Origin of the sequence: Hafnia alvei, assembly GCF_034424155.1 — a bacterium.
Lineage (GTDB): Bacteria > Pseudomonadota > Gammaproteobacteria > Enterobacterales > Enterobacteriaceae > Hafnia > Hafnia alvei.
In genome coordinates this window covers 717,082-743,117 of record NZ_CP139992.1, presented here as the reverse complement: position 1 = coordinate 743,117, position 26,036 = coordinate 717,082, and the positions used below count along the sequence as shown (strand labels likewise).

Annotated in this window: 21 protein-coding genes and 1 other RNA gene; 6 read left to right on the top strand and 16 right to left on the bottom strand. The window is 49.7% G+C overall.

The annotated features are described in order from the left end of the window. The first annotated feature begins 655 nt into the window (after window positions 1–655). Window positions 656–1,306 carry a PAQR family membrane homeostasis protein TrhA gene (gene trhA, locus U0008_RS03460; RefSeq protein WP_025801627.1) on the top strand — a complete coding sequence of 217 codons (651 nt, stop codon included), beginning with the start codon at window positions 656–658 and terminating at the stop codon, window positions 1,304–1,306. A 602-nt stretch (window positions 1,307–1,908) separates the two neighbouring features. Here the strand turns inward: trhA and U0008_RS03455 are convergent. The 3 genes from U0008_RS03455 to budA all read right to left on the bottom strand — a co-directional run bounded on the left by U0008_RS03455 (window position 1,909) and on the right by budA (window position 6,325). Beyond that, entirely contained in the window at window positions 1,909–3,309 is a 1,401-nt protein-coding gene (locus U0008_RS03455) for an alanine/glycine:cation symporter family protein (protein ID WP_043490954.1), read from the bottom strand. 527 nt (window positions 3,310–3,836) lie between these two features. After that, window positions 3,837–5,513: an acetolactate synthase AlsS gene (alsS, locus tag U0008_RS03450; protein ID WP_043490952.1), complete on the bottom strand. Its 1,677-nt coding sequence runs from the start codon at window positions 5,511–5,513 to the stop codon at window positions 3,837–3,839. Window positions 5,514–5,542: 29 nt separating this feature from the next. Beyond that, window positions 5,543–6,325: an acetolactate decarboxylase gene (budA, locus tag U0008_RS03445; protein ID WP_043490950.1), complete on the bottom strand. Its 783-nt coding sequence runs from the start codon at window positions 6,323–6,325 to the stop codon at window positions 5,543–5,545. A gap of 104 nt (window positions 6,326–6,429) precedes the next feature. On the opposite strand from budA, the gene U0008_RS03440 reads away from it, so the two are divergent. Then, on the top strand, window positions 6,430–7,302 hold the full coding sequence (locus U0008_RS03440; protein WP_043490947.1) for a LysR family transcriptional regulator: 873 nt from the start codon (window positions 6,430–6,432) through the stop codon (window positions 7,300–7,302). Window positions 7,303–7,392: 90 nt separating this feature from the next. On the opposite strand, the gene gcvP is transcribed toward U0008_RS03440, so the two are convergent. From gcvP to U0008_RS03405, 7 genes are all read right to left on the bottom strand, one after another. Next, window positions 7,393–10,275, bottom strand: coding sequence for an aminomethyl-transferring glycine dehydrogenase (gene gcvP, locus U0008_RS03435; RefSeq protein ID WP_043490945.1), 2,883 nt, complete (start codon window positions 10,273–10,275; stop codon window positions 7,393–7,395). 154 nt (window positions 10,276–10,429) lie between these two features. Further along, window positions 10,430–10,816 carry a glycine cleavage system protein GcvH gene (gcvH, locus tag U0008_RS03430; protein ID WP_043490943.1) on the bottom strand — a complete coding sequence of 129 codons (387 nt, stop codon included), beginning with the start codon at window positions 10,814–10,816 and terminating at the stop codon, window positions 10,430–10,432. A 71-nt stretch (window positions 10,817–10,887) separates the two neighbouring features. Continuing rightward, the gene (gene gcvT, locus U0008_RS03425) at window positions 10,888–11,985 is read right to left on the bottom strand and encodes a glycine cleavage system aminomethyltransferase GcvT (protein WP_043490940.1); all 1,098 of its coding nucleotides are present in this window, start codon (window positions 11,983–11,985) and stop codon (window positions 10,888–10,890) included. 505 nt (window positions 11,986–12,490) lie between these two features. Further along, on the bottom strand, window positions 12,491–13,696 hold the full coding sequence (gene ubiI / locus U0008_RS03420) for an FAD-dependent 2-octaprenylphenol hydroxylase (protein ID WP_043490937.1): 1,206 nt from the start codon (window positions 13,694–13,696) through the stop codon (window positions 12,491–12,493). A gap of 84 nt (window positions 13,697–13,780) precedes the next feature. Beyond that, window positions 13,781–14,959, bottom strand: a complete 1,179-nt coding sequence (gene ubiH, locus U0008_RS03415) for a 2-octaprenyl-6-methoxyphenyl hydroxylase (protein ID WP_043490935.1) — start codon at window positions 14,957–14,959, stop codon at window positions 13,781–13,783. 15 nt (window positions 14,960–14,974) lie between these two features. Beyond that, window positions 14,975–16,297, bottom strand: coding sequence for a Xaa-Pro aminopeptidase (gene pepP, locus U0008_RS03410; protein ID WP_043490933.1), 1,323 nt, complete (start codon window positions 16,295–16,297; stop codon window positions 14,975–14,977). Window positions 16,298–16,485: 188 nt separating this feature from the next. Continuing rightward, window positions 16,486–17,064 carry a YecA/YgfB family protein gene (locus U0008_RS03405; RefSeq protein WP_040046195.1) on the bottom strand — a complete coding sequence of 193 codons (579 nt, stop codon included), beginning with the start codon at window positions 17,062–17,064 and terminating at the stop codon, window positions 16,486–16,488. A 252-nt stretch (window positions 17,065–17,316) separates the two neighbouring features. Between U0008_RS03405 and zapA the strand changes: the two genes are divergently transcribed. The 3 genes from zapA (at window position 17,317) to U0008_RS03390 (ending at window position 18,597) form a co-directional block, all read left to right on the top strand. Next, a complete protein-coding gene (gene zapA / locus U0008_RS03400; RefSeq protein WP_004846886.1) occupies window positions 17,317–17,646 on the top strand; it encodes a cell division protein ZapA in 330 nt (109 codons plus the stop codon). Between the two features lie 104 nt (window positions 17,647–17,750). Further along, a non-coding RNA gene (ssrS, locus tag U0008_RS03395) (6S RNA) lies at window positions 17,751–17,933 on the top strand. Window positions 17,934–17,964: 31 nt separating this feature from the next. Next, window positions 17,965–18,597 carry a 5-formyltetrahydrofolate cyclo-ligase gene (locus tag U0008_RS03390; protein WP_043490930.1) on the top strand — a complete coding sequence of 211 codons (633 nt, stop codon included), beginning with the start codon at window positions 17,965–17,967 and terminating at the stop codon, window positions 18,595–18,597. Window positions 18,598–18,675: 78 nt separating this feature from the next. Here U0008_RS03390 and serA read toward each other — a convergent pair whose 3' ends face one another. Together serA and rpiA are read right to left on the bottom strand one after the other, a co-directional pair. Next, window positions 18,676–19,914 carry a phosphoglycerate dehydrogenase gene (gene serA / locus U0008_RS03385; protein ID WP_025799158.1) on the bottom strand — a complete coding sequence of 413 codons (1,239 nt, stop codon included), beginning with the start codon at window positions 19,912–19,914 and terminating at the stop codon, window positions 18,676–18,678. A 379-nt stretch (window positions 19,915–20,293) separates the two neighbouring features. Further along, on the bottom strand, window positions 20,294–20,953 hold the full coding sequence (gene rpiA, locus U0008_RS03380; RefSeq protein ID WP_025799156.1) for a ribose-5-phosphate isomerase RpiA: 660 nt from the start codon (window positions 20,951–20,953) through the stop codon (window positions 20,294–20,296). A 207-nt stretch (window positions 20,954–21,160) separates the two neighbouring features. On the opposite strand from rpiA, the gene U0008_RS03375 reads away from it, so the two are divergent. After that, window positions 21,161–22,054 (top strand): LysR family transcriptional regulator ArgP, encoded by an 894-nt coding sequence (locus tag U0008_RS03375; RefSeq protein ID WP_043490926.1) that lies wholly within the window; start codon window positions 21,161–21,163, stop codon window positions 22,052–22,054. Between the two features lie 74 nt (window positions 22,055–22,128). Here the strand turns inward: U0008_RS03375 and U0008_RS03370 are convergent, their stop codons facing one another. From U0008_RS03370 to fbaA, 4 genes are all read right to left on the bottom strand, one after another. Next, window positions 22,129–22,848, bottom strand: a complete 720-nt coding sequence (locus U0008_RS03370; protein ID WP_025799152.1) for an oxidative stress defense protein — start codon at window positions 22,846–22,848, stop codon at window positions 22,129–22,131. A gap of 145 nt (window positions 22,849–22,993) precedes the next feature. After that, on the bottom strand, window positions 22,994–23,611 hold the full coding sequence (gene argO, locus U0008_RS03365) for an arginine exporter ArgO (RefSeq protein WP_043490924.1): 618 nt from the start codon (window positions 23,609–23,611) through the stop codon (window positions 22,994–22,996). Window positions 23,612–23,810: 199 nt separating this feature from the next. Continuing rightward, window positions 23,811–24,677, bottom strand: coding sequence for a small-conductance mechanosensitive channel MscS (gene mscS, locus U0008_RS03360; protein WP_043490922.1), 867 nt, complete (start codon window positions 24,675–24,677; stop codon window positions 23,811–23,813). Between the two features lie 261 nt (window positions 24,678–24,938). After that, complete coding sequence (gene fbaA, locus U0008_RS03355) at window positions 24,939–26,018, bottom strand: class II fructose-bisphosphate aldolase (RefSeq protein WP_025799147.1); 1,080 nt, start codon at window positions 26,016–26,018, stop codon at window positions 24,939–24,941. Between the last annotated feature and the right edge of the window lie 18 nt (window positions 26,019–26,036).

Here is a 26,036-nt window from a genome sequence, read left to right as displayed (position 1 = left end):
TGCTACTTACCTTAAGCAAAATTCCCTGCCAGGGAAAAGACCCATGTAAACATCACCACAAATAGCCATCAATTGATCAACAACCCACCTTTCTGGCCGTGCGTATTATAGAAATTATTGCTCACAAAAATCTGTGATCTCTGAATACATTCTTAAATACGTAATCGATTGCGTTCACGTTTGCGATGAAAAAATTCGGAGGGATTCTACAATCTTTGCGGCAATAATCAAATTTAAAACCAAGTCATTATTATAAGAATTGCCCTGAAAGGCTTATTCCATCAGGCATTCGGGGAGAAACACTCACGTTTTTTGTGTCTGGATGAAAGGTTGCGCAACTTACAAAAGGAAAAAATTGACGAAACTTTGCTGCTGTTACAATGTCGCAGACCAACAAATGTTTGAATGCTAATAAATCAATCATTATTTTGTGAAAATCATGACAAACGTTCTGATGTACTATAATTCCTAAAGCCAACCCATTCGCTCTAAAGTCATATAAATATCTGATAAACAAAAGCAAAGTCATTCATGTCGTAATTAGCGCAATTATATTTGAGCTTACACGTGTACACTGGAATAATTCTCAGATAACCTAGCTCTAGTTTTAAGCAATAGCATGATTTCCATTGTTCAACAGAGGTAGTGCCGCACTATGGCAAAGGCAAACATTGTTCAGCAGGGATATTCACTGGCAGAGGAAGTTGCCAACAGCATCAGCCACGGAATTGGTTTTATTCTAGGGATCGTCGGTCTGGTTTTATTGTTGGTTCAAGCCATTGGTACCGGTGCCGATGCGACAGCCATTGCCAGCTACAGCCTTTACGGCGGTAGCATGATTTTGCTGTTTCTTGCATCTACGCTCTATCACGCGATTTCGCATCAGAACGTTAAACGCTGGCTGAAGGTGTTTGACCACTGCGCCATCTATTTATTGATAGCCGGTACCTATACCCCATTCCTGCTGGTTGGATTAGATTCCACCTTAGCCAAATGGTTGATGGGGGTCATCTGGGGAATTGCGCTGTTTGGTATTTTGTTCAAACTCGCGTTTGCCCATCGTTTTGAAGTGCTTTCACTTATCACCTACCTCACAATGGGATGGCTGTCATTAATTGTTATCTATCAGTTGGCAACTAAGCTGGCATGGGGCGGTGTAACGCTACTGGCCGTAGGTGGGATTGTTTATACGCTTGGCGTAATTTTCTACGTCAGTAAACGAATTCCGTACAACCACGCCATCTGGCATGCGTTTGTGCTGGGCGGATGCGCTTGTCATTTTTTTGCGATTTATTTGTATGTGTAGATCGAAGGGGAAGGTTTTGTTCGCCTATATCTATGCAGTCCTAGTGAAAGGTTTCGTTCGCCCTTTATAACGGCAATCACATATAGCTAGAGTCGAAGGCGACCGATGAGGGGCGCCAGCGCGCGCCCCTTCAATCCTCGCGCTTTTATCCGAGACGCCATCTCCGCGCCGGGTCGGCATGCGCCATCCTTGGCGCCTCCTCCCCTAACGCTAACATCCTGTTAGCGTTGCTCTTTCTCCCAAGACATAAACAAATATAATCTTTTGAATTTGACCTTTTCCGGCACGTTACCGGACAGCCGAGTGAATCATGCAGGTTAGGATTCGCCGACAGGGACGTCGGCGAAAGAACGGAGGAGCCAGGATGGCGATTGCCGTTCGTTCCGTTAAGACCGGAATGATGAAATGAGGGCACCCGCGTAGCGGGCTGGAAGGGGGTGCCAAGCCGGGTTGTTAGGGGGCGGCGATTGGCCCCCTAACACGGACGCCTGCACGATGCATATGCAAGACTCGGTCTTCTGGGCGGACGTAATATGCACCATCCCCAAAAGGACGTTCACACAGTACAAAGGTAAAATTGCGGACATAACATCCACCAATGTTTAAGCCTTATTCTCCGCTACCTTCCCACCCACATACTTACTCATCTTAATCACTATCGGCGACAGCAAAATCAGCGCCACGAGGTTTGGCAATACCATCAATCCGTTGAACATATCTGCCATATTCCAAACCAGTTCAACTTTGAAGAACGAGGCAATGAAGATGAAGGCAATCACCACCAGTTGATAGGCACGTACCGCGCGTTGGGAATTGAATAGATAACGAATATTCATTTCACCATAGTAGTACCAGCCAACAATCGTTGAGAAAGCAAAGAAGAACAGTGAAACCGAAATAAACAGGCTGCCAAAATAGCCATAAACATAGGTATACGCCTGCTGAGTCACCGCAATGCCTTGTCCGGTGAATACACCAAGGAAGTTGGTCTGAGTTTTGCCACCCAGCTCCCACATGCTCATACCCGATGTGATAATCGCCAATGCGGTTAGCGTGACGATAACGCACACCACAAACACGCCCATCATCGCGATATAGCCCTGTTGTTCTGGACGCTCAACCTTAGCCACAGCGTGAGCATGCGGCGTTGAGCCCATCCCTGCTTCGTTGGAAAACAGACCGCGAGCGATACCAAAACGCATCGCTTGCTGAATCGCAATCCCTGCACCACCGCCCAATACCGCCGTTGGATTAAAGGCCGCCACAAAAATCGACTTAAACGCCGGTAAAATATAGTGGGCGTTGTGCACCAAAATAACCAAGGTTCCCAGCAGATAAAACACCGCTTTAATCGGCACCACTTTCTCAGTGAATGAGGCGATGCTGCTAATCCCCCCCATAATCACTACGCCGGTGATCACCGCCAAAACAATACCAATCACCCAGCCCGGTACACCCAGAGAGCTATTAAACGCCGCCGCGATAGAGTTGGACTGCACCATATTGCCGATAAAACCCAGCGCAATAATCACCAACACGGAGAAAATACAGGCCAGCCATTTACAGTTCAGCCCTTTCTCAATGTAATACGCAGGGCCACCGACCACTTGGCCATTTTTATCTTTTGATCTGAATTTTTGCGCCAACATCGCTTCCGCGTAAATCGTCGCCATTCCCAGAAACGAGGAAACCCACATCCAGAAAATCGCACCGGGGCCACCCGCGATAATCGCCGTTGCGGGGCCAGCCAGATTGCCAGTGCCGACCTGTCCAGCAATAGCCGTTGCAACCGCCTGAAATGAACTCATACCCTGCTTGTCAGCCTTCGCGCCTGACAAAGAAATACCGCCGAACAACGCTTTAAAACCAGAGCCAAAATGACGGATCTGAATGAAACCCAAACGCAGCGTGTAGTAAATACCTGTTCCACACAGGAGGAAAATCAGCAGTTCATCCCAAAGCAGGCCGTTCACCTGATTAACTAACTGAGCAATGAATTCCATAATGCCTTACCTGTTTTTATGCCAGTGCGTGTGTGGTCACACGTCATGGTTGTTGTTTTAAGCCAATAGTTCACCCGTAGCCTGTATAAGCGCCAAGGTGGGTTGCCATAATGAAAAATGCAGATGTATCAACAAATAAGGCCAGATAGGCCCCGTTGATCGCGTCTTAAAAAGGGGAACATTTCACGGTGAGAACTCTATCACACTTTTGTCGCCAGACTTGCCCAGAAACCGACCATTAGTAACATGAGTAAAAATGATGATTAGCGTAAGTAATAGGATGAAATAACAATGTAATTATTTAATATTTATCACTTTTTACATTACCACCCAGCCAAGCTTTAATTGTGGTTATTGGGTTTTGTCATTAGAAAATCTCACCCAAAATTAATGAAAAAAAGTAAGGCTTAAAGATATTCCTGAACGGGATAAATAAAAAAAGCCCCATCAAGCAAACGATGAGGCCGAAACCGAAGAGATGTTATGTCAGACAGCCTTCGGGGTAGGTGAAATAACAATAATAAATCTTAAAATAGTTCGCTCATATTCAGTTGGCTCATCAGCAGCGCGTTATCGCTGTAATCAACTGGCACGGCGACAACCGCTGGCCCCTGTACGTCCATCGCTGCACGCAACGTGCTTTCCAATGTTTCTGAAGACGTCACGGCAAATCCTTTGGCACCAAACGCTTCCGCGTAGGCTTTAAAGTCAATCGGGCCAAATTTAACCCCCGACGTACGGTGGTATTTTTTGTCCTCTTGGATAGCAACCATATTGTATTCTTCATCTACCCATATGATATGCAACAGATTCACGCCTAGGCGCACCGCCGTTTCCAATTCCATACTGGACTGCATAAAACCGCCATCGCCGGAAACCGACACCACTTTACGGCTCGGGTCGACCAACGCGGCACCAATCGCCCACGGTAACGCAACCCCCATCGTCTGCTGTCCGTTTGAAATCAGCACCTGACGCGCACGGAAGCTGTATAAATAGCGGGCGATCCAAATATGGAAGCTGCCCATATCGACGCACAGCGTCACGTCACTATTCACGATATCCTGCATGGCTCTGACCAAACGCAGCGGATGAATGGCAAACTGGGTTAAGCTTCTTCCTTTCTGCGCTAAAAGATCGCGCTGCTGACGGCGCTCTTCTAAAATCGCCACCGCGTCGCTGCTTAAATCAAGCGCGGCATGAATATGTTCAGACAGCAGATCTAACGTCTCTGCGATATCCCCTACCAGCTCAATATCCGGCTGATAATCGCTATCGGTTTCGGCAGGCATAATGTCGATATGAACCAAATCGGCATCATCGTTATTCCACTGCGCTGGCTCATATTCAATCGGGCTATAGCCAATGGTTATGACCAAATCAGCGTTACGCAATAGGCGGTCACCGGCCTGATTATTGAAGAGTCCTACGCGCCCAGCAAAACGATGGAAGTGAGCCTGATCGATAACCCCAGCGGCTTGGTAAGTGCTGGTGACCGGCAGCCCACTTTTATGCAATAAGCGGCGAATAGCGTCCGCGTTACGCGGCTGGCTTGCTATCAAGCCAAGCAAAATCACCGGATTTTTCGCTTTTTCCAGCCGACGAGCCACCTGCACGATGCTTTCAAAAGGAGCCGCACCCAGAGTAGGATGCTGTGTTGTTAACACCCTGCTGTTGACCGGCTCATTGAGAATATCCATCGGCAAGCTGATAAAACTGGCTCCGGGGCGTCCAAACTCGGCGGCCCGAAAGCCGTTCGCCAATACTTCAGACAATGCCGACGCCGAAGTCACCTCGGCGGAATATTTGGTTACCGGACGGAACATCGTCACGGTATCCATCGTCTGATGTACCTGTTTTAAATGATCGGCACGTTTCACCGCCCCGCCCAGCGCAACCAAAGGGTCGCCTTCTGAGGTCGCCGTCGCTACGCCGGTAATTAAATTGGAGCACCCTGGCCCCGATGTCACTAAGGCAACACCGGCTTTGCCGGTTAAACGCCCAACCGCTCCCGCCATAAATGCCGCGTTGGCTTCATGGCGAACGGCAATGGTTTCAATGCTGGAATCAACCAGCGAGTTAAACACCCTATCAATTTTCGCACCAGGGATACCAAATACGTGTTTAACCCCCTGAGCTTCTAGCTGAGCGACGATCAAATCTGCCCCGCACTGCCATGCTTTATTGCTATCAGACTTTTTCATGGAACCACACTCCTCGCAGCCAAAAAGGCTTAACTTTCAACGGAACGAATCGCCGTATCTAAATTTGCAGGGCACAAATCGGCCTGCATAAAATCATCATCATGTGGGAAATCGATCAGTAATTTATCGATAGAGCCAAAGGTCAAAACGCCGCTTTCCACTTGATAATCAAGAATATGGCCGCCGCAGTCGCGCTCCGCAGTGATGAAGTGTTCGTGATATCCCGCAACGTTGATACCTTGCATGTAGTTAGGCGTCAGAAAACCAATCAGCACCCCTTCGCGATGTTCAATGTGGTATGTCGGCTGAGCCTCAATGGCTTCCTGCATTGGTTTGTAAGGGCGGTGCTGCTCCGGCACGGTACGCGTTTCTACGTTACGGAAAATCCCGTCAATGCGCAGCGCGCAGAAGGCGTTTTGGCTGGTAAGCATTTTGTCGATAACCTGATGGATCTCATCGCGGCTATGCAAACGGTTGATCCGGTATTCTTCGGTCGGTTGGAAAAAGGTCATCACCGCAAAAGGCGTTTTCTGTTCAGGTTTAGCGCGGCGGGCGCTACCATCACCGCGCAGCTGGAAAATATTGCGGTTAAACGCAATCATCTCGCCATCAAGATGGTTAAAAGTGCCTAAGCCAAAGTCTCCATGCTGGAGCAAATCGGCCATCGTAGTCTCCCCTTCGTAAACCCCGCTTAATAGCGCACTCATTAGAGAAGTTTGATAAATGACGCGTTCTGGGTGTGCACGTTGCAGTTGCATAGCCGTTTTTGCGATGTCTGCCACGCATGAACAGTCAGAAGGATGTGATTTCATGAGGTGATCCAGTTTTTCAATTATTAGCGTTATTAACTAAAGGTTGACTCCTTTCAGCAATGAGTTCCAATATGATGTTGTGTTCACTTTGAGACGTTTTTGATATGGAACTACGCCATTTACGCTATTTCGTCGCGGTGGCTCAAACAGGTCACTTTACGCGCGCAGCCGAACAGCTAGGGATCTCACAGCCCCCACTCAGCCAGCAAATTCAAAGGCTTGAACATGAAGTTGGCACCCCACTGATTAAGCGTTTAACACGCGGGATTGAGCTCACCGAAACAGGAAGAACGCTCTACAAAGACGCCTGTGAAATCATCAAACTCACCGATGCCGCGCTTGAGCGAGCACGCAACGTCGCCCGAGGCATTAGCGGCACGGTCAATATCGGCTTCGCCTGCTCCACGGCGTTCAACCCAGCGGTTTTTTCTTTGCTGCATAGCTTTAGAGAAAACTACCCGATGATGCATCTTCAGCCGCAGGAGAAAGAGATGTCCGGTTTGATGAATGCATTAGAAGAGGGAAATATTGATTTCGCGTTTATCCGCCTGCCGTGCGAACGCAGCAAAGATTTTATGTGTCGCGTCATCGACACCGAAGAGATGATGGTGGCACTCCCACGCCAGCATCCACTTAGCCGTAACAGCGCGGTTTCATTGTTCGATCTCAAAGATGAATCGCTGATCACTTTTCCACGCGAGGTCGCCCCCAGCCTGTATGACCAAACGATCCATGCCTGTGAAGTCGCCGGATTCTCGCCCAACCTAGGCCAGCAGTCGCCTCAGCTGACCTCGGCGATCAGCATGGTGGGCGGTGGTTTTGGCATGGCCATCGTGCCTGACTCGTTAAGCAAAATTGATGAGAAAAACGTGGTGTGTTTGAAGCTCAAAGACACTCGGCTAACCAGCGATATTGCCATTGCGTGGCGTCGCGGTGACAGCAGCCATATTATTTTGCATTTACTGAATTTGCTGTAACGCTTACTCCCATCATAAACGTCCATAAAAAAACCGCCCTGACGCGATATTAACGTCAGAGCGGTTTTGATTGAGCAGCCTATCTAAATGCTATTCGTATTCAGAGATTGGCACACAAGAGCAGAATAAATTACGGTCGCCGTAAACATCATCCAGACGTTTTACGGTTGGCCAGTATTTATTCTCACGTGTTGATTCCGTTGGGAATACGGCCAGTTCACGAGAATAAGCGTGCTCCCAGTGATTAACCAGTTCCGCCTGAATATGTGGCGCATTCACCAGCGGGTTATCCGCTAGCGTCCATTCACCGCTGCTCACGCGTTCAATTTCAGCACGGATTGCCAGCATCGCATCGATAAAGCGATCCAACTCGGCTTTGCTTTCAGATTCTGTTGGCTCAACCATCAACGTACCCGCAACAGGGAACGACATGGTTGGGGCATGGAAACCGAAGTCGATCAAACGCTTAGCAATATCCATTTCGCTAATGCCGGTTTGTTCTTTCAGCGGGCGAATATCCAAAATACATTCATGCGCGACGCGACCATCACGGCCTGCGTACAGAATCGGATACGCTGATTTCAAGCGCGTAGCGATATAGTTGGCATTCAGGATAGCGGTCTGGCTGGCTTTCTTCAGCCCTTCAGCGCCCATCATACGGATGTACATCCAGCTAATTGGCAGAATGGAGGCACTACCAAACGGTGCCGCAGAAACCGCGCCTTTCTGGGTGGTTAAACCATCAATTTGCACCACGGTGTGCCCCGGTACAAACGGAGCCAAATGCGATTTCACACCGATTGGGCCCATACCCGGTCCGCCACCGCCGTGCGGGATGCAGAACGTTTTATGTAAGTTGAGGTGAGACACATCGGCGCCAATATAGCCCGGTGTGGTGATCCCAACCTGCGCATTCATGTTTGCACCGTCGAGGTAAACCTGTCCGCCGAACTGATGCACGATCTGACACACTTCGCGGATAGTTTCTTCATACACGCCGTGCGTTGATGGGTAAGTCACCATGATACAAGAGAGCTCTTCGCCCGCCTGTTCGGCTTTAGCACGCAGATCGTGCAGATCGATATTGCCAGAATCATCACAGGCCACCACCACCACGCTCATCCCCGCCATCTGCGCTGAAGCAGGGTTAGTGCCATGCGCTGAGCTTGGAATTAAGCAAATATGGCGCGCAGCGTCGTTGCGGCTTTCGTGGTAGCGACGAATGGCCAGCAGACCCGCGTATTCGCCCTGTGCACCAGAGTTCGGCTGCATGCAGACGGCATCATAACCGGTTAGCTGAACCAGCCATTGCGACAGCTGGGAAATCATCATCTGATAACCCATAGCCTGCTCTGGTGGGCAGAACGGATGCAGCTCAGCAAATTCAGACCACGTAATTGGGATCATTTCCGCAGCAGCATTCAGCTTCATGGTGCAAGAGCCCAATGGGATCATGGCCTGATTCAATGCCAAATCTTTACGTTCCAAGCGATGCATGTAGCGCATCATCTCGGTTTCGCTGTGATAGCGGTTAAATACAGGATGCGTCAAAATCGGGTCAGTACGCAGCATGTGGGCAGGAATGCTACCAACGCTATCTTCTGCAACCAGCGCATCCAGCGTGTCGATATCCAGCCCGTGGTTATCGCCCAGCAGAATAGCAAACAGTGCTTCAACGTCTTCGCGGCTGGTCGCTTCATCCAGAGAAATCCCCACCGCGCCAGGAATATCGCTGCGTAGGTTAAAACCAAAGCTCAGCGCGCGCGCCAACACTTCAGCCTTGTCTTTCACGGCTACCGTGAGGGTATCAAACCAGCTATGGTTGCGAACGGTCACATCTTTTTGCTTCAGACCCGCAGCCAAAATATCAGTCAAACGATGAATGCGATCGGCAATGCGTTTCAGGCCAACGGGGCCATGATAGACCGCATACAGGCTGGCAATATTTGCCAACAAGACTTGAGATGTACAGATATTGGAGTTCGCTTTCTCGCGGCGGATGTGCTGCTCACGCGTTTGCATCGCCATACGCAGTGCGGTATTACCCGCGGCATCGCGAGAAACCCCAATAATACGCCCCGGCATGGAGCGCTTAAACTCATCACGACAGCCAAAGAATGCCGCGTGTGGACCACCGTAGCCCATGGGTACGCCAAAACGTTGCGCAGAACCAAACACAACGTCAGCCCCTAATTTACCCGGCGCGGCTAGCAGCACCAAAGCCATCGGATCGGCGGCAACGCAGGTAATCACCTTGCGGCTTTTCAGCTCATTCATCAGATCGGTGTAGTCGTGCAGCTCGCCGTAGGTCCCCACCTGTTGCAGCAATACGCCAAACACGTCCTGATGATCGAGCACTTTATCTGCATCATCGACGATCACATCAAAGCCAAAGGTTTCAGCGCGAGTACGCACCACGTCCAGCGTTTGCGGATGAACATCGGCAGCCACAAAGAAACGATTCGCATCTTTCAGCTTGCTAGCACGCTTCGCCAAGGCCATGGCTTCCGCCGCGGCGGTGGCTTCATCCAGCAAGGACGCCGACGCTAATTCAAGCCCGGTGAGATCCTGCGTCAATTGCTGGAAGTTCAGCAACGCCTCAAGGCGACCTTGGGAAACTTCCGGCTGATATGGCGTATAGGCGGTATACCAGCCCGGATTTTCCAGCATATTGCGCTGGATAACCGGCGGCATTAAAACACCGTGATAGCCCATACCAATAAAGGATTTGTAACGCTGATTCTGACCCGCAATGGCTTTCAGCTCAGCCAACGCCTGATGTTCCGTTACGGCATCACCGACCGCTGGCGGAGTAGGTAACTGAATATCGGAAGGAACGATCTGCTCGATCAGTTCATGCAAAGAGCGTGCGCCAACGGTTTCCAGCATTTGCTGTTGCTGTTGGGCAGACGGACCGATATGGCGAGCGATAAAGGATTCGCTGTTTTCGAGCTGGCTGAGAGTCTGGGTCATGAGTGACTGATTCCTAAATGTACATACAAAAGAAATGCTTATTTGACACAACTAAATGCGGCACGAACTCACTTTCTCCCCGCTCAGAGCGCGGGGAAAAAGGATGAAGCACGATCAAGCGCGGCTGCGCCCAACACCATTCACAACGCAGGCATTAATCTTCGATAGAAGATTCGTAGGCTGCTGCATCCAGCAAACCAGCAATTTGCGCTTCGTCTGTTGCTTTGATGCGGAACAGCCAGCCTTCGGAGTACGGCGCGCTGTTGACCAGCTCTGGTGCACCTTCTAGCTCATCGTTGATAGCAACGATTTCGCCGCTGATTGGGGCATAAATATCGGAAGCCGCTTTCACAGACTCGGCCACCGCACAGTCATCGCCCGCATCGAAAGATGTGCCGACTTCTGGCAGATCGATAAAGACCATATCGCCCAGCAGTTCCTGTGCATGCTCGGTGATACCAACGCTATACACCCCTTCGCCTTCTGCACGAACCCATTCGTGAGATGCGGTATATTTCAATTCAGTAGGCACGTTGCTCATCGACATCCTCTCTTAAATGTTTGTTAAATTTTACTTTATAAGTCTGATTCAATTGGCGTAGCGAGCGTAGCCTAGTTAATCAGGCTTTTACCGTTGCGCACAAAACCGGGCTTAACGACACGCACTGGCATTTCACGGTTACGGATCTGCACGATAGCTTCTTCGCCAATGCCCGCTGGCACGCGGGCCAATGCAATACTGACACCTAAGGTTGGTGAGAAGGAACCACTGGTGATCACACCTTCTTGAAGATTTCCGTTGGCATCGGTGAAACGCACCGGCAGCTCATTACGCAGCACGCCTTTTTCGGTCATCACCAAACCAACCAATTGTTCGGTGCCATTCTCACGCTGCTGCTCTAATGCTTCACGGCCGATAAAATCACGATCCTCTGGCACCCAAGCAATGGTCCAGCCCATATTGGCGGCTAACGGCGAAACGCCTTCATCCATTTCCTGACCATATAAGTTCATGCCAGCTTCTAAACGCAGAGTGTCACGCGCGCCCAAACCGCACGGTTTAACGCCCGCTTTCACCAGCTTCTGCCAGAACTCTGCCGCTTCGCCGATTGGCAAAGCAATTTCATAGCCGTTTTCGCCGGTGTAGCCCGTTGTCGCAATAAAGTAGTCGCCAGCCTGCACGCCGAAGAACGGTTTCATGCCGCTAATCGCTTGTTTTTGTGCATCAGTAAACAGCGTTGCGGCACGTTCTTGCGCATGTGGGCCTTGCACCGCAATCAGTGCTAGATCGTCGCGCACGGTGATTTCAACGTGATAGGGCTCGGCATGCTCGGTGATCCACGCCAAATCTTTTTCTCGCGTGGCGGAGTTAACCACCAAGCGGAAATATTCTTCTTCAAGGAAATAAACGATCAGGTCATCGATAACGCCCGCAGAGGCGTTCAACATGCCGGTATAGAGCGCTTTGCCCGGCACCGTCAGTTTTGCCACATCGTTAGCGAGGAGGTAGCGCAGGAACTCACGCGTGCGCGGCCCACGAAGATCGACAATGGTCATGTGAGACACATCGAACATGCCCGCATCCTGACGCACCGCGTGGTGCTCATCGAGTTGAGAACCGTAGTGCAGTGGCATCATCCAGCCGTGAAAATCAACCATACGCGCGCCACAGGCGACGTGTTGATCGAAGAGTGGAGTCTGTTTGGCCATCTTAACCCTCTTTTCCTGAACGTTTGTCATCCGGTACAAGCCATCCGCTATAGAGTCCCGGGCGCGCTAATAAGATATTTTTTGCCTAAAAATGTTGATGTGCCCCCTAAAGCTGAACACCTGTAAACATCGCTACGCAAACGATACCCTACCTCAGACGTTATCACCGATATCAGCGATTAACCATAAGTTAAAATAAGACCAGACTTTATCGATAGTGAAATTTAGAGAAGGGATAATGCAGAAGTTTCATCTACAAAACTGCGTCGAATGGCACAAAATTAACATTTTCACTGCAACTGCATTGCAGTTATATAACGTATATCGCAATTTTATTAGGGGAAATAGCGGATGTTAAATTGTCATGCATGAGAAAAACTAATTCAAAACCAGTAGCAACATTAGAATATTTCAAATCAGGTTGGAGGGATAACCAGAAAGGACAAAAAGGGGGAGCGGCTAACATAAATACATAGCTAGCCGCGAGGCACTGTTTTTACAGACTCTATTTTTGCAAACTTTCAGGCAAATCCGCTAGGCCCATGGCGTGACGAACCAAACGTGGTTTTAGCCCTGGAAGATTATCAGCCAGCGCCATGCCGACATCGCGCAGCAATTTTTTGGCGGGATTATCACCGTCAAACAGCTGGCGGAAACCTTGCATCGCTGTCAGCATCACCGCAGCGCTGTGTTTGCGGGTGCGCTCATAGCGGCGCAGATACATATAGCGGCCGATATCTTTGCCCTGACGCTGTAGACGTTTGATTTCAGAAGCCAATTCAGCCGCGTCCATAAAGCCGAGGTTCACGCCCTGTCCCGCCAATGGATGAATGGTATGCGCCGCATCCCCCACCAGCGCGAGTCGGTGCGCGGCAAAGCTGCGAGCATAACGCCCAACCAGAGGATGTGACTGTCGAGCGCTGACGACTTCGCACAGACCAAGACGCGTATCAAACGCAACGGCCAACTCACGGTTGAAATCAGACTCAGGCAAAGCCTCTAAGCGCTGAGCCTCTTCCGGAGAAACGGACCACACGATGGAGCATAAATGCGTATCTTCCAGCGGCAAGAAAGCTAAGATGCCGTTTGGTCGAAAAATCTGACGCGCGCAGCCTTCGTGGGGCAATTCGGTTTTGATGGTAGCCACCAACGCATGGTGTCCATAATCCCAAAACGTCAGTGGAATATCAGCATGCTGACGCAGCCATGAATGCGCACCATCGGCACCAATCACCAAACGAGCCGTAAGCATCTGCCCATTATCCAGCGTGATGAAGGCTTCATTTTCGCCCCACGCCACCTGTTTAAGTGTCGCTGGTGCAATCATCGTGACCTCGGACTGACGGCCCACTTTATTCCACAGCGCCAACTGAATAACTCGGTTTTCAATGATATGGCCAAGATGGGTATGCCCATATTCTTGGGCACGAAACGCAATACGCCCAAAGCTGTCGCTTTCCCACACTTCCATACCCTGATAGGCACTCGCTCTCAGGGCGAGGATATCTTGCCAAACGCCTAAATGTTGTAGCAAACGCTCGCTGGCAGCATTAATGGCAGAAACACGCAGCGCGGGTTCAGGCGTCAACTCAGTGAGCTCGGGGATACGGCTTTCAATCACCGCAATGCGCAGCCCGCTGCCTTGAAGCGCCGCCGCCGTTGCCAACCCCACCATGCCACCACCGGCAATAACCACATCAAAAGATTGCATTGTGATTCTCTGTTCCTGTTAATGAATCCTATTCCTTCAATCGCTCAGGCAACTTAAACAGCGCTGAGCACGACAGGAATAAACTTAGCGTTCTACCCAACCAAGGGTGCGCCGCGCCAGCGTTTCACGCAGCGGAGGAACCAACTCCATCGCCATTAAACCAAGATTACGCCCAACAACTAACGGTGCCAGACGATTAGCAAATAGATGAATCAGGCCGTCGGTCACACCGATTGTGGCCTGCTGATCGGGTTCTCGGCGCTGTTGATATTGGCTTAATATTTGATAGCTGCCGATATCATTGCCCTGCTGTTCCGCTTGGGCAATGATTTCCGCCAAAGACATGACGTCACGAAGCCCAAGATTAAACCCCTGCCCCGCGATAGGATGTAGCGTTTGTGCGGCGTTGCCCACCAGCGCAAGACGATGGCTAATATGTTGCTGGGCAGACGTTAAGCGCAACGGATAGCTATGACGTTTACCCGCTTTCACCATCGTACCTAAACGCCAGCCAAAAGCCTGCTGCAGCTGATGTAAAAACTCAGCATCACTCCAGCTATCGATCTTCGCCTGATCTTCAGCCGCATGGCACCACACCAGCGAGCAGCGGCCTTCACTCATCGGTAACATCGCCAACGGGCCGTTGCGAGTGAAACGTTCAAACGCTTTACCCTGATGCGGTAAGGAGGTCGTGACGTTGGCGATAACCGCTATCTGACCATAATCTTCGCTGCGCCAGTCAACGTTGCAGTGCTGTGCTAACGCCGATGATGAACCATCTGCCGCCACCAGTAACTCACCAGAAAGACGAGTACCGTTATCCAGCGTGATAGCGGCACTGTGCTGTTGACGCTCGACGCTGACCACTTTTGCCGGACAGTGCAAGGTGACGCCCGGCGCTTTTTCTAACAGCGTAAACAGCCGCGCCCCCGCCTGATGAAGCTCTATAACCTGACCTAAATATGGGATCTGGTAGTCCGATGCCTCAAGCCCTACAAAACCGGCATGTCCCTGATCGCTGACGTGAACACGTTCTATCGGTGTTCCACACGCTTTCAGCGCGGGCCACACACCAATTCGCGCTAATTGCTGACAGGTGCCGTAGGCTAACGCAATGGCTCGCGCGTCAAATCCCGGATGTTTGCGGCTGTCTGGCGAAACCGCCTCAACAACCTCAACCTGAACGCGTCCTGCGCTCAACGCGGAAACCGCTAACGCCAGCGTAGCGCCCGCCATGCCTCCGCCTACAATGATCATTTTCATGCCGTGTATCGTTCCTCAGCTAGCGGCCTTTGCCTGTGCCATCAGCGCTTCAATATCGTCAGCATGCTTAACCACATCTTTGGTCAGCACCTCAAAGCCATTCTCGGTGATGAGAATATCGTCTTCAATACGGATGCCAATGCCGCGATACTCCGCCGGAACGTCAGCATCTGGCGCGATGTATAACCCCGGTTCGCAGGTAAGCACCATGCCCGGTTCTAGTTCGCGCTCACGAGCAGAAGAACCGTAATCACCGACGTCATGCACATCCAAACCTAACCAATGGCTCAAACCGTGCATGAAGAACTGGCGATGTGCCTGATCGGCAATCAGCTGATCTACGTCGCCCTTCATCACGCCTAATTTGACTAACCCTTCAACCATCACGCGCACCGCTGCGTCGTTAGCTTCACGGATACTGCGGCCTGGGCCAAAGATTTCAAACGCTTTATCCATCGAGGCCAGCACCAGATCGTAAATCTCACGCTGAGGCTGAGTAAATTTGCCATTAACCGGGAAGGTTCGCGTGATATCACCGGCATAGCCTTTATATTCACAGCCCGCATCAATTAACACCAACTCGCCGTCTTTGAGCTCGCTTTCGTTTTCGGTGTAATGCAGGATGCAGCCGTTTTCGCCGCCGCCAACGATGGTGTTGTAGGAAGGATAACGCGCCCCATGACGGGTAAACTCATGCAGAATTTCCCCTTCAAGCTGATACTCAAACATACCGGGACGGCATTTCTCCATGGCACGAATATGCCCCAGCGCGGTGATTTCACCCGCGCGTCGCATCGCGGCAATTTCTTCCTGCGATTTAAACAGGCGCATTTCATGCACCCAAGGACGCCAATCGATAAGCGTAGCCGGTGCGCGAAAATTCTGGCGCATGCCGCGGCGTAGTTTCTCTAGCGCAGCAAACGTAACTTGATCTGCAAATTCATATTGCCCCTGAGCGTGGTAAACCACGTCTAGGCCGTTCAACAATAGGTGCAGTTGCTCTTCAATATCGCCATAAGGCAGGGCGCGATCGACACCGAGTTTAGCCGGTGCGGCTTCTTGCCCTAAACGACGTCCAAACCAAATCTCGGCGGTTAAGTCACGCACGCGATTAAACAGCACGCTGTGGTTGTGAGTTTCATCGCTCTTAATCAGGATCAGCAAGGCTTCAGGCTCGTTAAAGCCGGTCAGATACCAGAAGTCGCTGTTCTGGCGATAAGGGTATTCACTGTCGGCACTGCGGGTGCATTCTGGCGCAGCAAAAAAGAGCGCGGCACTACCGGGTGCCATCTGTGCCAAAACAGCCTGACGACGACGTTGAAATTCTTGCTGGGTCATGACCTTCTCCTGAAATCGGCAATTGCGGGCATGTAGCGTGGCGAACTCAGAAATGAGCAGCCAACACAGATGCGGCTTCAAGTATGAAGGATATAGACTATCATGCAGAGTGCGTAATGGGATAAGCAAGATCAATCAGGCGGTAGGAGTTCCGCCTGATTTCATCGTTGCGCTAGACGTGATATTTATTAGTGCAGAGTGGGTTTTTGCATTTCAGCCGCGTTTGGCTTTTCCTGTGAGAATTCGCTGTGGCATAGCATCGCTGCCATACGCACGTATTCCGCAACTTCCTCCAGAGATTGTTCCAGCTCTTCCTGATCTTCGTCTTCTTCGTAGCCTAACTGAGCAATGCTACGCAGATCGTCGATAACCTCACCGACTTCGCCTTTGATCTGGCCAAGATTTTTTTGCATCATTCCCAGACCTAGCAGGAAATGGTTCACCCAGCCGGAAAGCGCATCAGCACGATCAAACACGGTGACATCATCGCTATCCGGTAAAAGCAGTTGGAAGCCAAAACCGTCATCTTCTAACGCATCACGAGTGTGCTGATAAGTTGCCTGAAGCGGCTGTGCGAGCGTTTGCGAAAATGCTTCGCCCTCGTTGGTTAGATCGTGGATCATCGTGCGCCAATTATCGTTCTGATTGCCGCCACACAGTATCCCGCTGATCAAGCCATGCATTTCAGCGGGAGTTAATCCAACGCCTTGCTGCTGCAAAGCCTGAGTAAAAACAGAATATTCGGGTACAGTAATCTCAATTGACATACGTTTTGGTCATCGTTGGCAGATAAAGTTCGTGTTATGCTACCATCAAGATCAGTCGCTATACCAGAAAAGGGCACGCTATAAGGCTTGTCATACCCAAAGTCATTGAAGTTGCATTCACATTTGCGGCTTTCGCAACAATGGGAATGTGCAAAAGGCTTGTATCTGCATAGCGAGGTATATATAGTTGGCGCCCGATTTAGTGACCCTCGCGGTTTTGAAACTGGCGCAAAATCTAGGCAGGAAGGTGGTATGTCTGCACAACCGGTAGATATTCAAATTTTTGGTCGTTCGTTAAGAGTTAATTGCCCGCCAGAACAACAAGAAGCGTTGAATCAGGCTGCAGAGGATCTTAATCAGCGGTTGCAAGATCTCAAAGTTCGCACTAGAGTCACCAATACGGAGCAACTGGTTTTCATCGCGGCATTAAACGTATGTCACGAACTGGCGCAAGAACGCTTGAAAACTCGCGATTATGCTTCCAATATGGAACAAAGAATTCGCATGTTGCAGCAGACCATCGAACAAGCTCTGCTGGAACAAGGTCGCATCACTGATCGTCAGGGTGCGCAGTTCGAATAAGTGTGACTTATAGTTGTAACATGTTGATTGGCAAACGATTTTTAAAGAAAGTCGTATCATTTTAAGAAAAATGTGATAAGCTAATTAACAGTAAAGGATACAAAATTTCTCTGAGGTGTTCGTGTGCGGGCCAGTCCCCTGAGCCGATATTTAATACCTCAAGAATGCGGCGGATCCGTAATCGGTGAGCACGCTCGGTCTCCGAGAAGCCTTAAGATTGCGTCGTTGCGTTCACCTTGAACCATGGGTTCAAGGGTTACAGCCTGCTGCGGCACCTCGGAGATTCCCTTACACCAAACATCCTCAAACGGGTGTGTCATGTCCAATAACCATTCTCTCAGCATTTCTTCTCCAAATTCGGATCAATCCCGCTCGGATATTCGCCGTTCAGTTCGTCAATTACGTAAAAATCTTAGCGATGATTTCCAACATCATGCCGCACAAGACATTGCTACACGCGTAATGGAACTACCGCAAATTCAAAACGCACGCACCGTTTCCCTATTTCTCTCTTTCGACGGCGAGCTCAATACCAGACCGCTGATTGAACGTCTTTGGCAGGCGGGAAAATCAGTTTATCTTCCGGTTCTCCATCCCTTCAGCCGCGGTAACTTACTGTTTTTACGCTATAGCGCTGAAAGCGAAATGGTTCTGAATCATTTTGGCATTGAAGAGCCACGCCTTAACGTACAGCAGGTATTACCGGTGTCGCGGCTAGATATCATTTTTACCCCGCTGGTTGCGTTTGACGCCACAGGGCAAAGATTAGGCATGGGGGGCGGATTCTATGACCGAACCTTGCAGGATTGGGAAAGTGCCTACGCGCAACAATGCGGCCCGTACCCAATAGGATTGGCGCATGACTGCCAGAGAGTCGATGCGTTACCGGTACAAGAGTGGGACGTTCCACTACCAGAAATCATCACGCCGAGCACTCACTACCGCTGGTAAGATGACAAATGCCCCCAATAAAAACGGCAGCCATTAGGCTGCCATTTTTGTTAGTGCGAAGAACATCGCGCTTAGAGATTAGTACAGCAAGCGGGCGCGAATCGTTCCCGTAATTTCTTTCATGCGCAGCAATGCCGCTTCCGCACGTTCAGTCTCGGTTTCGATATCAATAACGACATAGCCGATCTGAGCATTGGTTTGCAGATACTGCGCGGCAATGTTGACGCCCTCTTCCGCAAAAATCTGGTTAATCTGCGTCAGTACGCCAGGACGGTTTTCATGAATATGCAGCAGACGGCTGACATTTTCTTCATGCATCGGCAGAGAAACTTCAGGGAAATTCACCGCTGACAATGAAGAACCATTATCGGAATATTTCGTGAGTTTACCCGCGACTTCAGCACCGATATTTTCCTGTGCTTCCTGCGTTGAACCGCCAATATGCGGCGTTAGCAAGACGTTATCGAACTCACACAGCGGCGAATTAAACGGATCGCTGTTGGTCGCTGGCTCCGTTGGGAACACGTCGATGGCCGCACCCGATAAATGCTTGGAAGATAACGCGTTGCACAGAGCAGGGATATCCACCACGGTGCCGCGTGATGCGTTGATAAGAATAGCTCCAGGCTTCATGAGCGCCAACTCTTCGGCACCAATCATATCTTTGGTGGAACGCGTTTCAGGCACATGCAATGTCACGACATCGCTCATGTTGAGCAAATCAGAGAGATGACGGACCTGCTGCGCATTCCCCAACGGCAGTTTGTTCTCGATATCGTAGAAGAAGACGTTCATACCAATGCCTTCAGCCAAAATACCCAGCTGGGTTCCGATATGGCCGTAACCAATAATGCCCAGTTTTTTACCACGCGCTTCAAAACAGCCCACGGCCTGTTTATTCCATTCACCGCGATGCGCACAGGCATTGGCCGTTGGAATGCCGCGTAACAGCAGCAACAGCTCGCCCAGCACCATTTCGGCTACCGAACGTGTATTAGAGAACGGCGCATTAAATACTGGAATGCCGCGTTTCGCCGCCGCGGTAAGATCGACCTGATTGGTACCAATGCAGAAACAGCCTACGGCAATCAATTTTTCAGCCGCAGCGAAGATATCTTCGGTCAGGTGGGTTCGGGAACGAATTCCAACGAAATGAGCATCACGAATGGATGCCTTCATCGATTCAGAGTCCAGCGCACCTTTATGATATTCGATGTTGGTGTAACCCGCTGCACGTAGATTGTCGACGGTGCTTTGATGAACCCCTTCAACTAAAAGGAACTTAATCCTGTCTTTCTCCAAAGATACTTTTGCCATGACCCGACCCTAACCCCTGTTAATTCGAACCTTAGTGTGGCCGCAACGGAAAGCAAAACTCCTGCGGCATGCAGCCAACATAACAAATATTACGCATCCAGCAAGCCAACCGATTGCCTACAAGGGGGTGAGCAACGGGTTGAAAACGTTAAAAGTTGGCGAAAAATGCTACTGCTTTTAATCGTGACAGCGTGAAAGTATCGTCAAGCGCAAATATGTGACATATGTCACCGAATTTAGGGGGTGTGATAAATAAATGGAATTCTATGTTTAAAACGAAGTTAACAAAGAGGGAGGAATAAGATAAAAATCGCAAGGTGCTGCACATAAAAAAACAGCCCCGAAGATTCGGAGCTGCTGATTCATCATGGCGAATAATTTATGCCGTAATGGTTTTCACGCCGTCAGCCGAGCCAACCAGCGCAACGTCCGCACCACGATTTGCGAACAAGCCAACGGTGACCACACCGGCAATACCGTTAATCTGTTTTTCTAACGCAATCGCATCCATAATTTTCAGATTATGCACGTCTAAAATCACGTTGCCGTTATCCGTCAGAACGCCTTGGCGATATTCAGGCTGGCCGCCTAATTTCACCAACTCACGCGCAACGTAGGAGCGTGCCATCGGGATCACTTCTACAGGCAGCGGGAAGTTACCCAGAATATCTACCTGTTTAGAAGAATCGACGATGCAAATAAATTTCTTCGCCACGGCCGCCACGATCTTCTCGCGAGTCAGTGCCGCTCCGCCGCCTTTGATCATCTGCATGTGGCCGTTGATTTCATCCGCACCATCAACATAAATATCTAACGAATCGACTTCGTTAAGATCGAAAACGGTAATGCCCAAACTTTTCAGTTTCTCAGTGGAAGCATCAGAGCTTGAAACCGCGCCCTCGATTTGCCCTTTCATGGTGCCCAGCGCATCAATAAAATGCGCGGCGGTTGAGCCCGTGCCCACACCCACGATGGTGCCCGGTTTTACATACTTGAGCGCTTCCCAACCCACTGCTTTTTTCAGTTCATCTTGAGTCATTACCGAATCCTATGGACTATGCTACGAAAACGTGTGCGTATTATAGAGCAACTGCCCATAAATGGCGTGTCACAGGGCGGCTTTTTCGCCTTAAGCGATCACCTTTTCCATGACAAGAGTGTATTTTCTCCTCTTGAAGGGGAAAAAATGTGGCATATTGCAGTTATTAAGATATAAAAATCATAAGAGCAGGGGACGAAGAACAACATGAAACGCCCGGACTACCGGACTTTGCAAGCACTGGATGCGGTAATACGCGAACGTGGCTTTGAGCGTGCGGCACAAAAACTCTGTATAACTCAGTCAGCGGTTTCTCAGCGAATCAAGCAGTTAGAAAACCTGTTCGGTCAGCCTCTGCTGGTTCGTACCGTCCCCCCTCGCCCAACGGAACAGGGGCAGCGTTTGCTGGCTTTGTTGCATCAGGTTGAATTGCTTGAAGAGGAGTGGCTAGGCAACGATAGCAGCACCGATGGCCCACTGTTGCTCTCTCTCGCCGTCAACGCTGATAGTTTGGCAACTTGGCTGCTGCCCGCCTTAAAACCGGTGCTGGCGGATTCACCGCTGCGCTTGAACCTTCAGGTTGAAGATGAAACCCGAACTCAGGAACGACTCCGTCGTGGTGAAGTGGTCGGCGCGGTGAGTATCCAGCCACAGCCATTACCTAGCTGTTTAGTCGACCGCCTTGGTGCGCTCGATTACCTATTTGTGGCGTCACCGACTTTTGCTGCACGTTACTTCCCAAATGGCGTGAACCGTTCTTCATTGCTGAAAGCGCCAGCCGTCGCCTTTGACCACTTAGACGATATGCACCAAGCTTTCCTACAACAGAACTTTGATCTACCGCCGGGCAGCGTACCGTGTCATATCGTTAATTCATCTGAAGCCTTTGTACAACTGGCATTGCAGGGAACCACCTGCTGTATGATCCCGCATCTTCAGATCGAAAAAGAACTAAAAGAAGGCTCGCTGATAAACTTAACCCCCGGCATGGTTCAGCGCCGTATGTTGTATTGGCACCGCTTCGCACCAGAAAGCCGCATGATGCGTCGAGTCACCGATGCGCTACTTTCTCACGGGCACAACGTACTGCGCCAAGATTAAGCCCTTCATAATTGGTATAAAAACCATAAAAAAAGCACACCTTCCGGTGTGCTTTTTTGCTCTCTCGGCAGACGTTATTTATTCAGGCTGAAGACCACATCAACCTGATCGTCAAACTGGATCGTTTGCTGTTCATAGGTCTGCGCAGCCGATGCTTTTGGCATTGAATCAGCTGCCATATACATGCGGCTTACTGGGGCTGGCTGGTAGTTGGATACGTGATATTGAATGCTGTATACCGGACCAAGCACCACACCAAAGCCTTTGGCCAGAGACTGAGCCTGGCTCACGGCATTTTTAATCGCTTCCTGACGTGCCTGTTCACGATAAGCTTCAGGCTTAGCAACGCCTAACTCAACAGAACGAATCTCATTGAGGTTAGCTTTCAATGCACCATCCAATAAACCATTCAGCTTATCCAACTGGCGCAGAGTGACTTGCACGCGGCGATCGGCACGATAGCCTTTTAGCTCGCTTTTGCCGTCTTTCAGATAATCGTACTCTGGCTGAGTGCTTAAGTTAGCCGCACTGATGTCTTTTTTCTCAATACCGTTGGTATTCAGAAAATCAAAATATTTTGCCACACGCTGATCGACCTGCGTCTTAGCGCTCGCCGCATCTTTCGCTGAAGCGGTCACTTGGAAAGTCAGCGTCGCAATATCAGGAGTTGCGTCTACGCTTGATGTTCCAGAGGTCACTAGATGTGGTCCTTCTGGCATTTCAGCCGCCTGAGACAGCGCTGGCAACGCGCTTAATCCCATCACTGCAACCATCGCTAAGGCTTTTAGCTTCATGGTGTCTCCTTGTAGACATACTCGATGTTTAGTGGTTTCAACGGCCAGTGTCTGGCGCTGAAAGATGAACAACATCCTGAACTAAAAAAGACGCTAACGCATTAGGAACAATCCAGAATTTTATCTATCAACTGCCAACAACACCTTACAAATGTAGCCCATTTCTTGCCAGTTGCAGGGCAATAACCCACATCACACAGGCAACAAGAAGATTAATCACCCGCTGAGCTTTAGGCGTACTTAGCCATGGCGCTAACCACGCGGCGAGCAATGCCAACGAAAAGAACCAAATCGCAGAAGCACTTACGGCGCCAAAAGCAAACCAACTGCGGGCGTCTGCTGCAAGCTGTCCACCTAAGCTTCCTAACACGACGAACGTATCTAAATAGACATGCGGGTTAAGCCATGTCACGGCCAGCATGGTTACTACAATCCGCCAGCGGCTCTGCTGCACCACGTCAGCCCCCGTTTGAATCCCCTCTTTTGCCATAGCTGCACGAAAAGCACCCCAGCCATACCACAGTAAAAATGCTACCCCACCCCAAGTCACTAGCATCAACAGCAGAGGGGACTGACTCAATAAAGCGCTGCCACCAAAAATACCGCCACAGATTAAAACGATATCGCTCAATGCGCATAAGCAAGCAATCATCAGATGATACTGACGACGGATCCCCTGACTCAAAACAAATGTGTTTTGTGGGCCCAGCGGCAAAATCATGGCTGCGCTCAAGGCAAAGCCCTGTAAGAAAACAGAAAACATGGGAAGTTCCTCGAAAATATAGCTGCGTCCCAAAGAGAGGATGGGCCGGAATGGCAGCGATATTACGCCGAGATGTTAAGAAGAGGAAATGGATGATTCTTATCGGGGATTAGAACGGCTAATACTGGTGAAATGAAATTTGCCCCCTCTCAACCTTATCCTTTGCAGGAAACGGATTAGAGGGGGCTAAGACTGAGGATTACTCCTGTTCAGCCTTGCGCACAGCGGCTTGATACAGATGAACATCCATCTGCGGGAATGGAATTCCAATATTATTGGCATCCAAACCACGTTTGAAGTTTTCCATCAGATCAAAATAGACCGGCCAGTAATTAGCATTTATCGTCCAAGTACGCACCACGAAATTCAGCGATGAAGCGGCCATTTCATTTAAACGAATGGTCACACCTTGGTCATGCATAATACGTTTATCAGCGGCAACAATATCGCCTAATACTTTTTTGACCAGATCGATATCTGCATCGTAGGCCACACCAACGGTAATATCTACGCGGCGGTTTGGCTCACGAGAATAGTTGATAATATTGCCAGCAATGATTTTCCCATTAGGTACCACGATAGTTTTATTATCCGAAGTCAGCATGGTTGTAGAGAAAATCTGAACATCCTTCACGGTACCGGAAACACCACCCAGATCGACGAACTCTCCCGTGCGGAATGGGCGGAACAGAACCAACAGCACACCAGCAGCAAAGTTAGAGAGCGATCCTTGTAGCGCCAAACCAACGGCTAAACCTGCGGCACCAATCACCGCAATAACGGAAGCCGTTTGCACGCCAATGCGACCTAATGCGGCGATAATAGTAAACGCCAAAATGCCGTAACGAACGAGTGCTGAAAGGAAATGAGCGACGGTAAGGTCAACGCCGCGCGCTTTCATCAAGCGGGTAATCGTGCCAGACACTATTTTGGCAATAATCGAACCGACAATGAAAATAACAATCGCAGCAACAATATTGACTGCATACTGAATTAGTAAGTCCTGATTTTTTACTAACCAGTTTCCGGCACTATTAATGCCATCGACAACGTTCAGGTCTTTCATAAACCATCCTTCCTTTAACAAATCAAAAGTAGCGCAATATGCTCAATTTATGCCGTTTTGTACGGCATGTTTGTGTAAGGTTAACGGACAATGCGTTATACGCCAACTAATCAAAGACCAAATAGCAAAATTGGGATTAGTCGAAATGTCCATTACGGATAGTTTAGTGGTAATAAAAACACAAAAAAAACACCCCAACGAGAACGCTAGGGTGTTTTATTCAGCCATCACGCTAATCAAATTAGCGTGATGCAACAAGCATTACAGAACGTCTTTGCAGTTCAGTTCGTCAAATGCCAGTTCCAGACGAGCAATCATGCTAGTCTGAGCAGCACGCAACCAAACGCGTGGATCGTAGAATTTCTTGTTAGGTTTGTCTGCGCCTTCTGGGTTACCCAGCTGGCCCTGCAGATAGCCTTCGTTTTTCTTGTAGTAGTTCAGAATACCTTCCCATGTTGCCCACTGGGTATCGGTATCGATATTCATTTTAACTACGCCGTAGCTGACCGCTTCTTTGATTTCTGCAGCAGTAGAACCAGAACCACCGTGGAATACGAAGTTCAGGCTGTTGTGTGGCAGGTTGTGTTTCTTAGAAACGTATTCCTGAGAGTTGTGCAAGATTTTTGGCGTCAGCTGTACGTTACCTGGCTTGTATACACCGTGTACGTTACCGAAAGAGGCAGCGATAGTGAAACGTGGGCTGATTGCGTTCAGTTTAGTGTACGCGTAATCAACGTCTTCTGGCTGAGTGTACAGCGCAGAGCTATCCATATGGCTGTTATCAACGCCATCTTCTTCACCACCGGTGCAGCCCAGTTCAATTTCCAGCGTCATGCCGATTTTAGACATGCGGGTCAGATACTTGGAGCAGATTTCGATGTTTTCTTCCAAAGACTCTTCAGACAGGTCGATCATGTGAGAAGAGAACAGTGGTTTGCCAGTAGCGGCGAAGTGTTTTTCACCCGCGTCCAACAGGCCGTCTAACCATGGCAGCAGTTTTTTCGCGCAGTGGTCAGTATGCAAGATCACTGGAACACCGTAGTGTTCAGCCATCTGATGTACATGATGCGCACCAGAGATAGCACCCAGGATTGCAGCACCCTGAGGAACGTCGGTTTTCACGCCTTTACCAGCGATAAATGCAGCACCGCCGTTTGAGAACTGAACGATAACCGGAGCACGTACTTTAGAAGCAGCTTCCATTACCGCATTGATTGAGTCTGTACCAACACAGTTAACTGCAGGCAATGCGAAATTGTTTTCTTTAGCGATCTGGAAAACTTTCTGAACATCATCACCAGTGATGACACCCGGTTTAACAAAATCAAAAATTTTAGACATGTTACGTCGTCCTGTTTC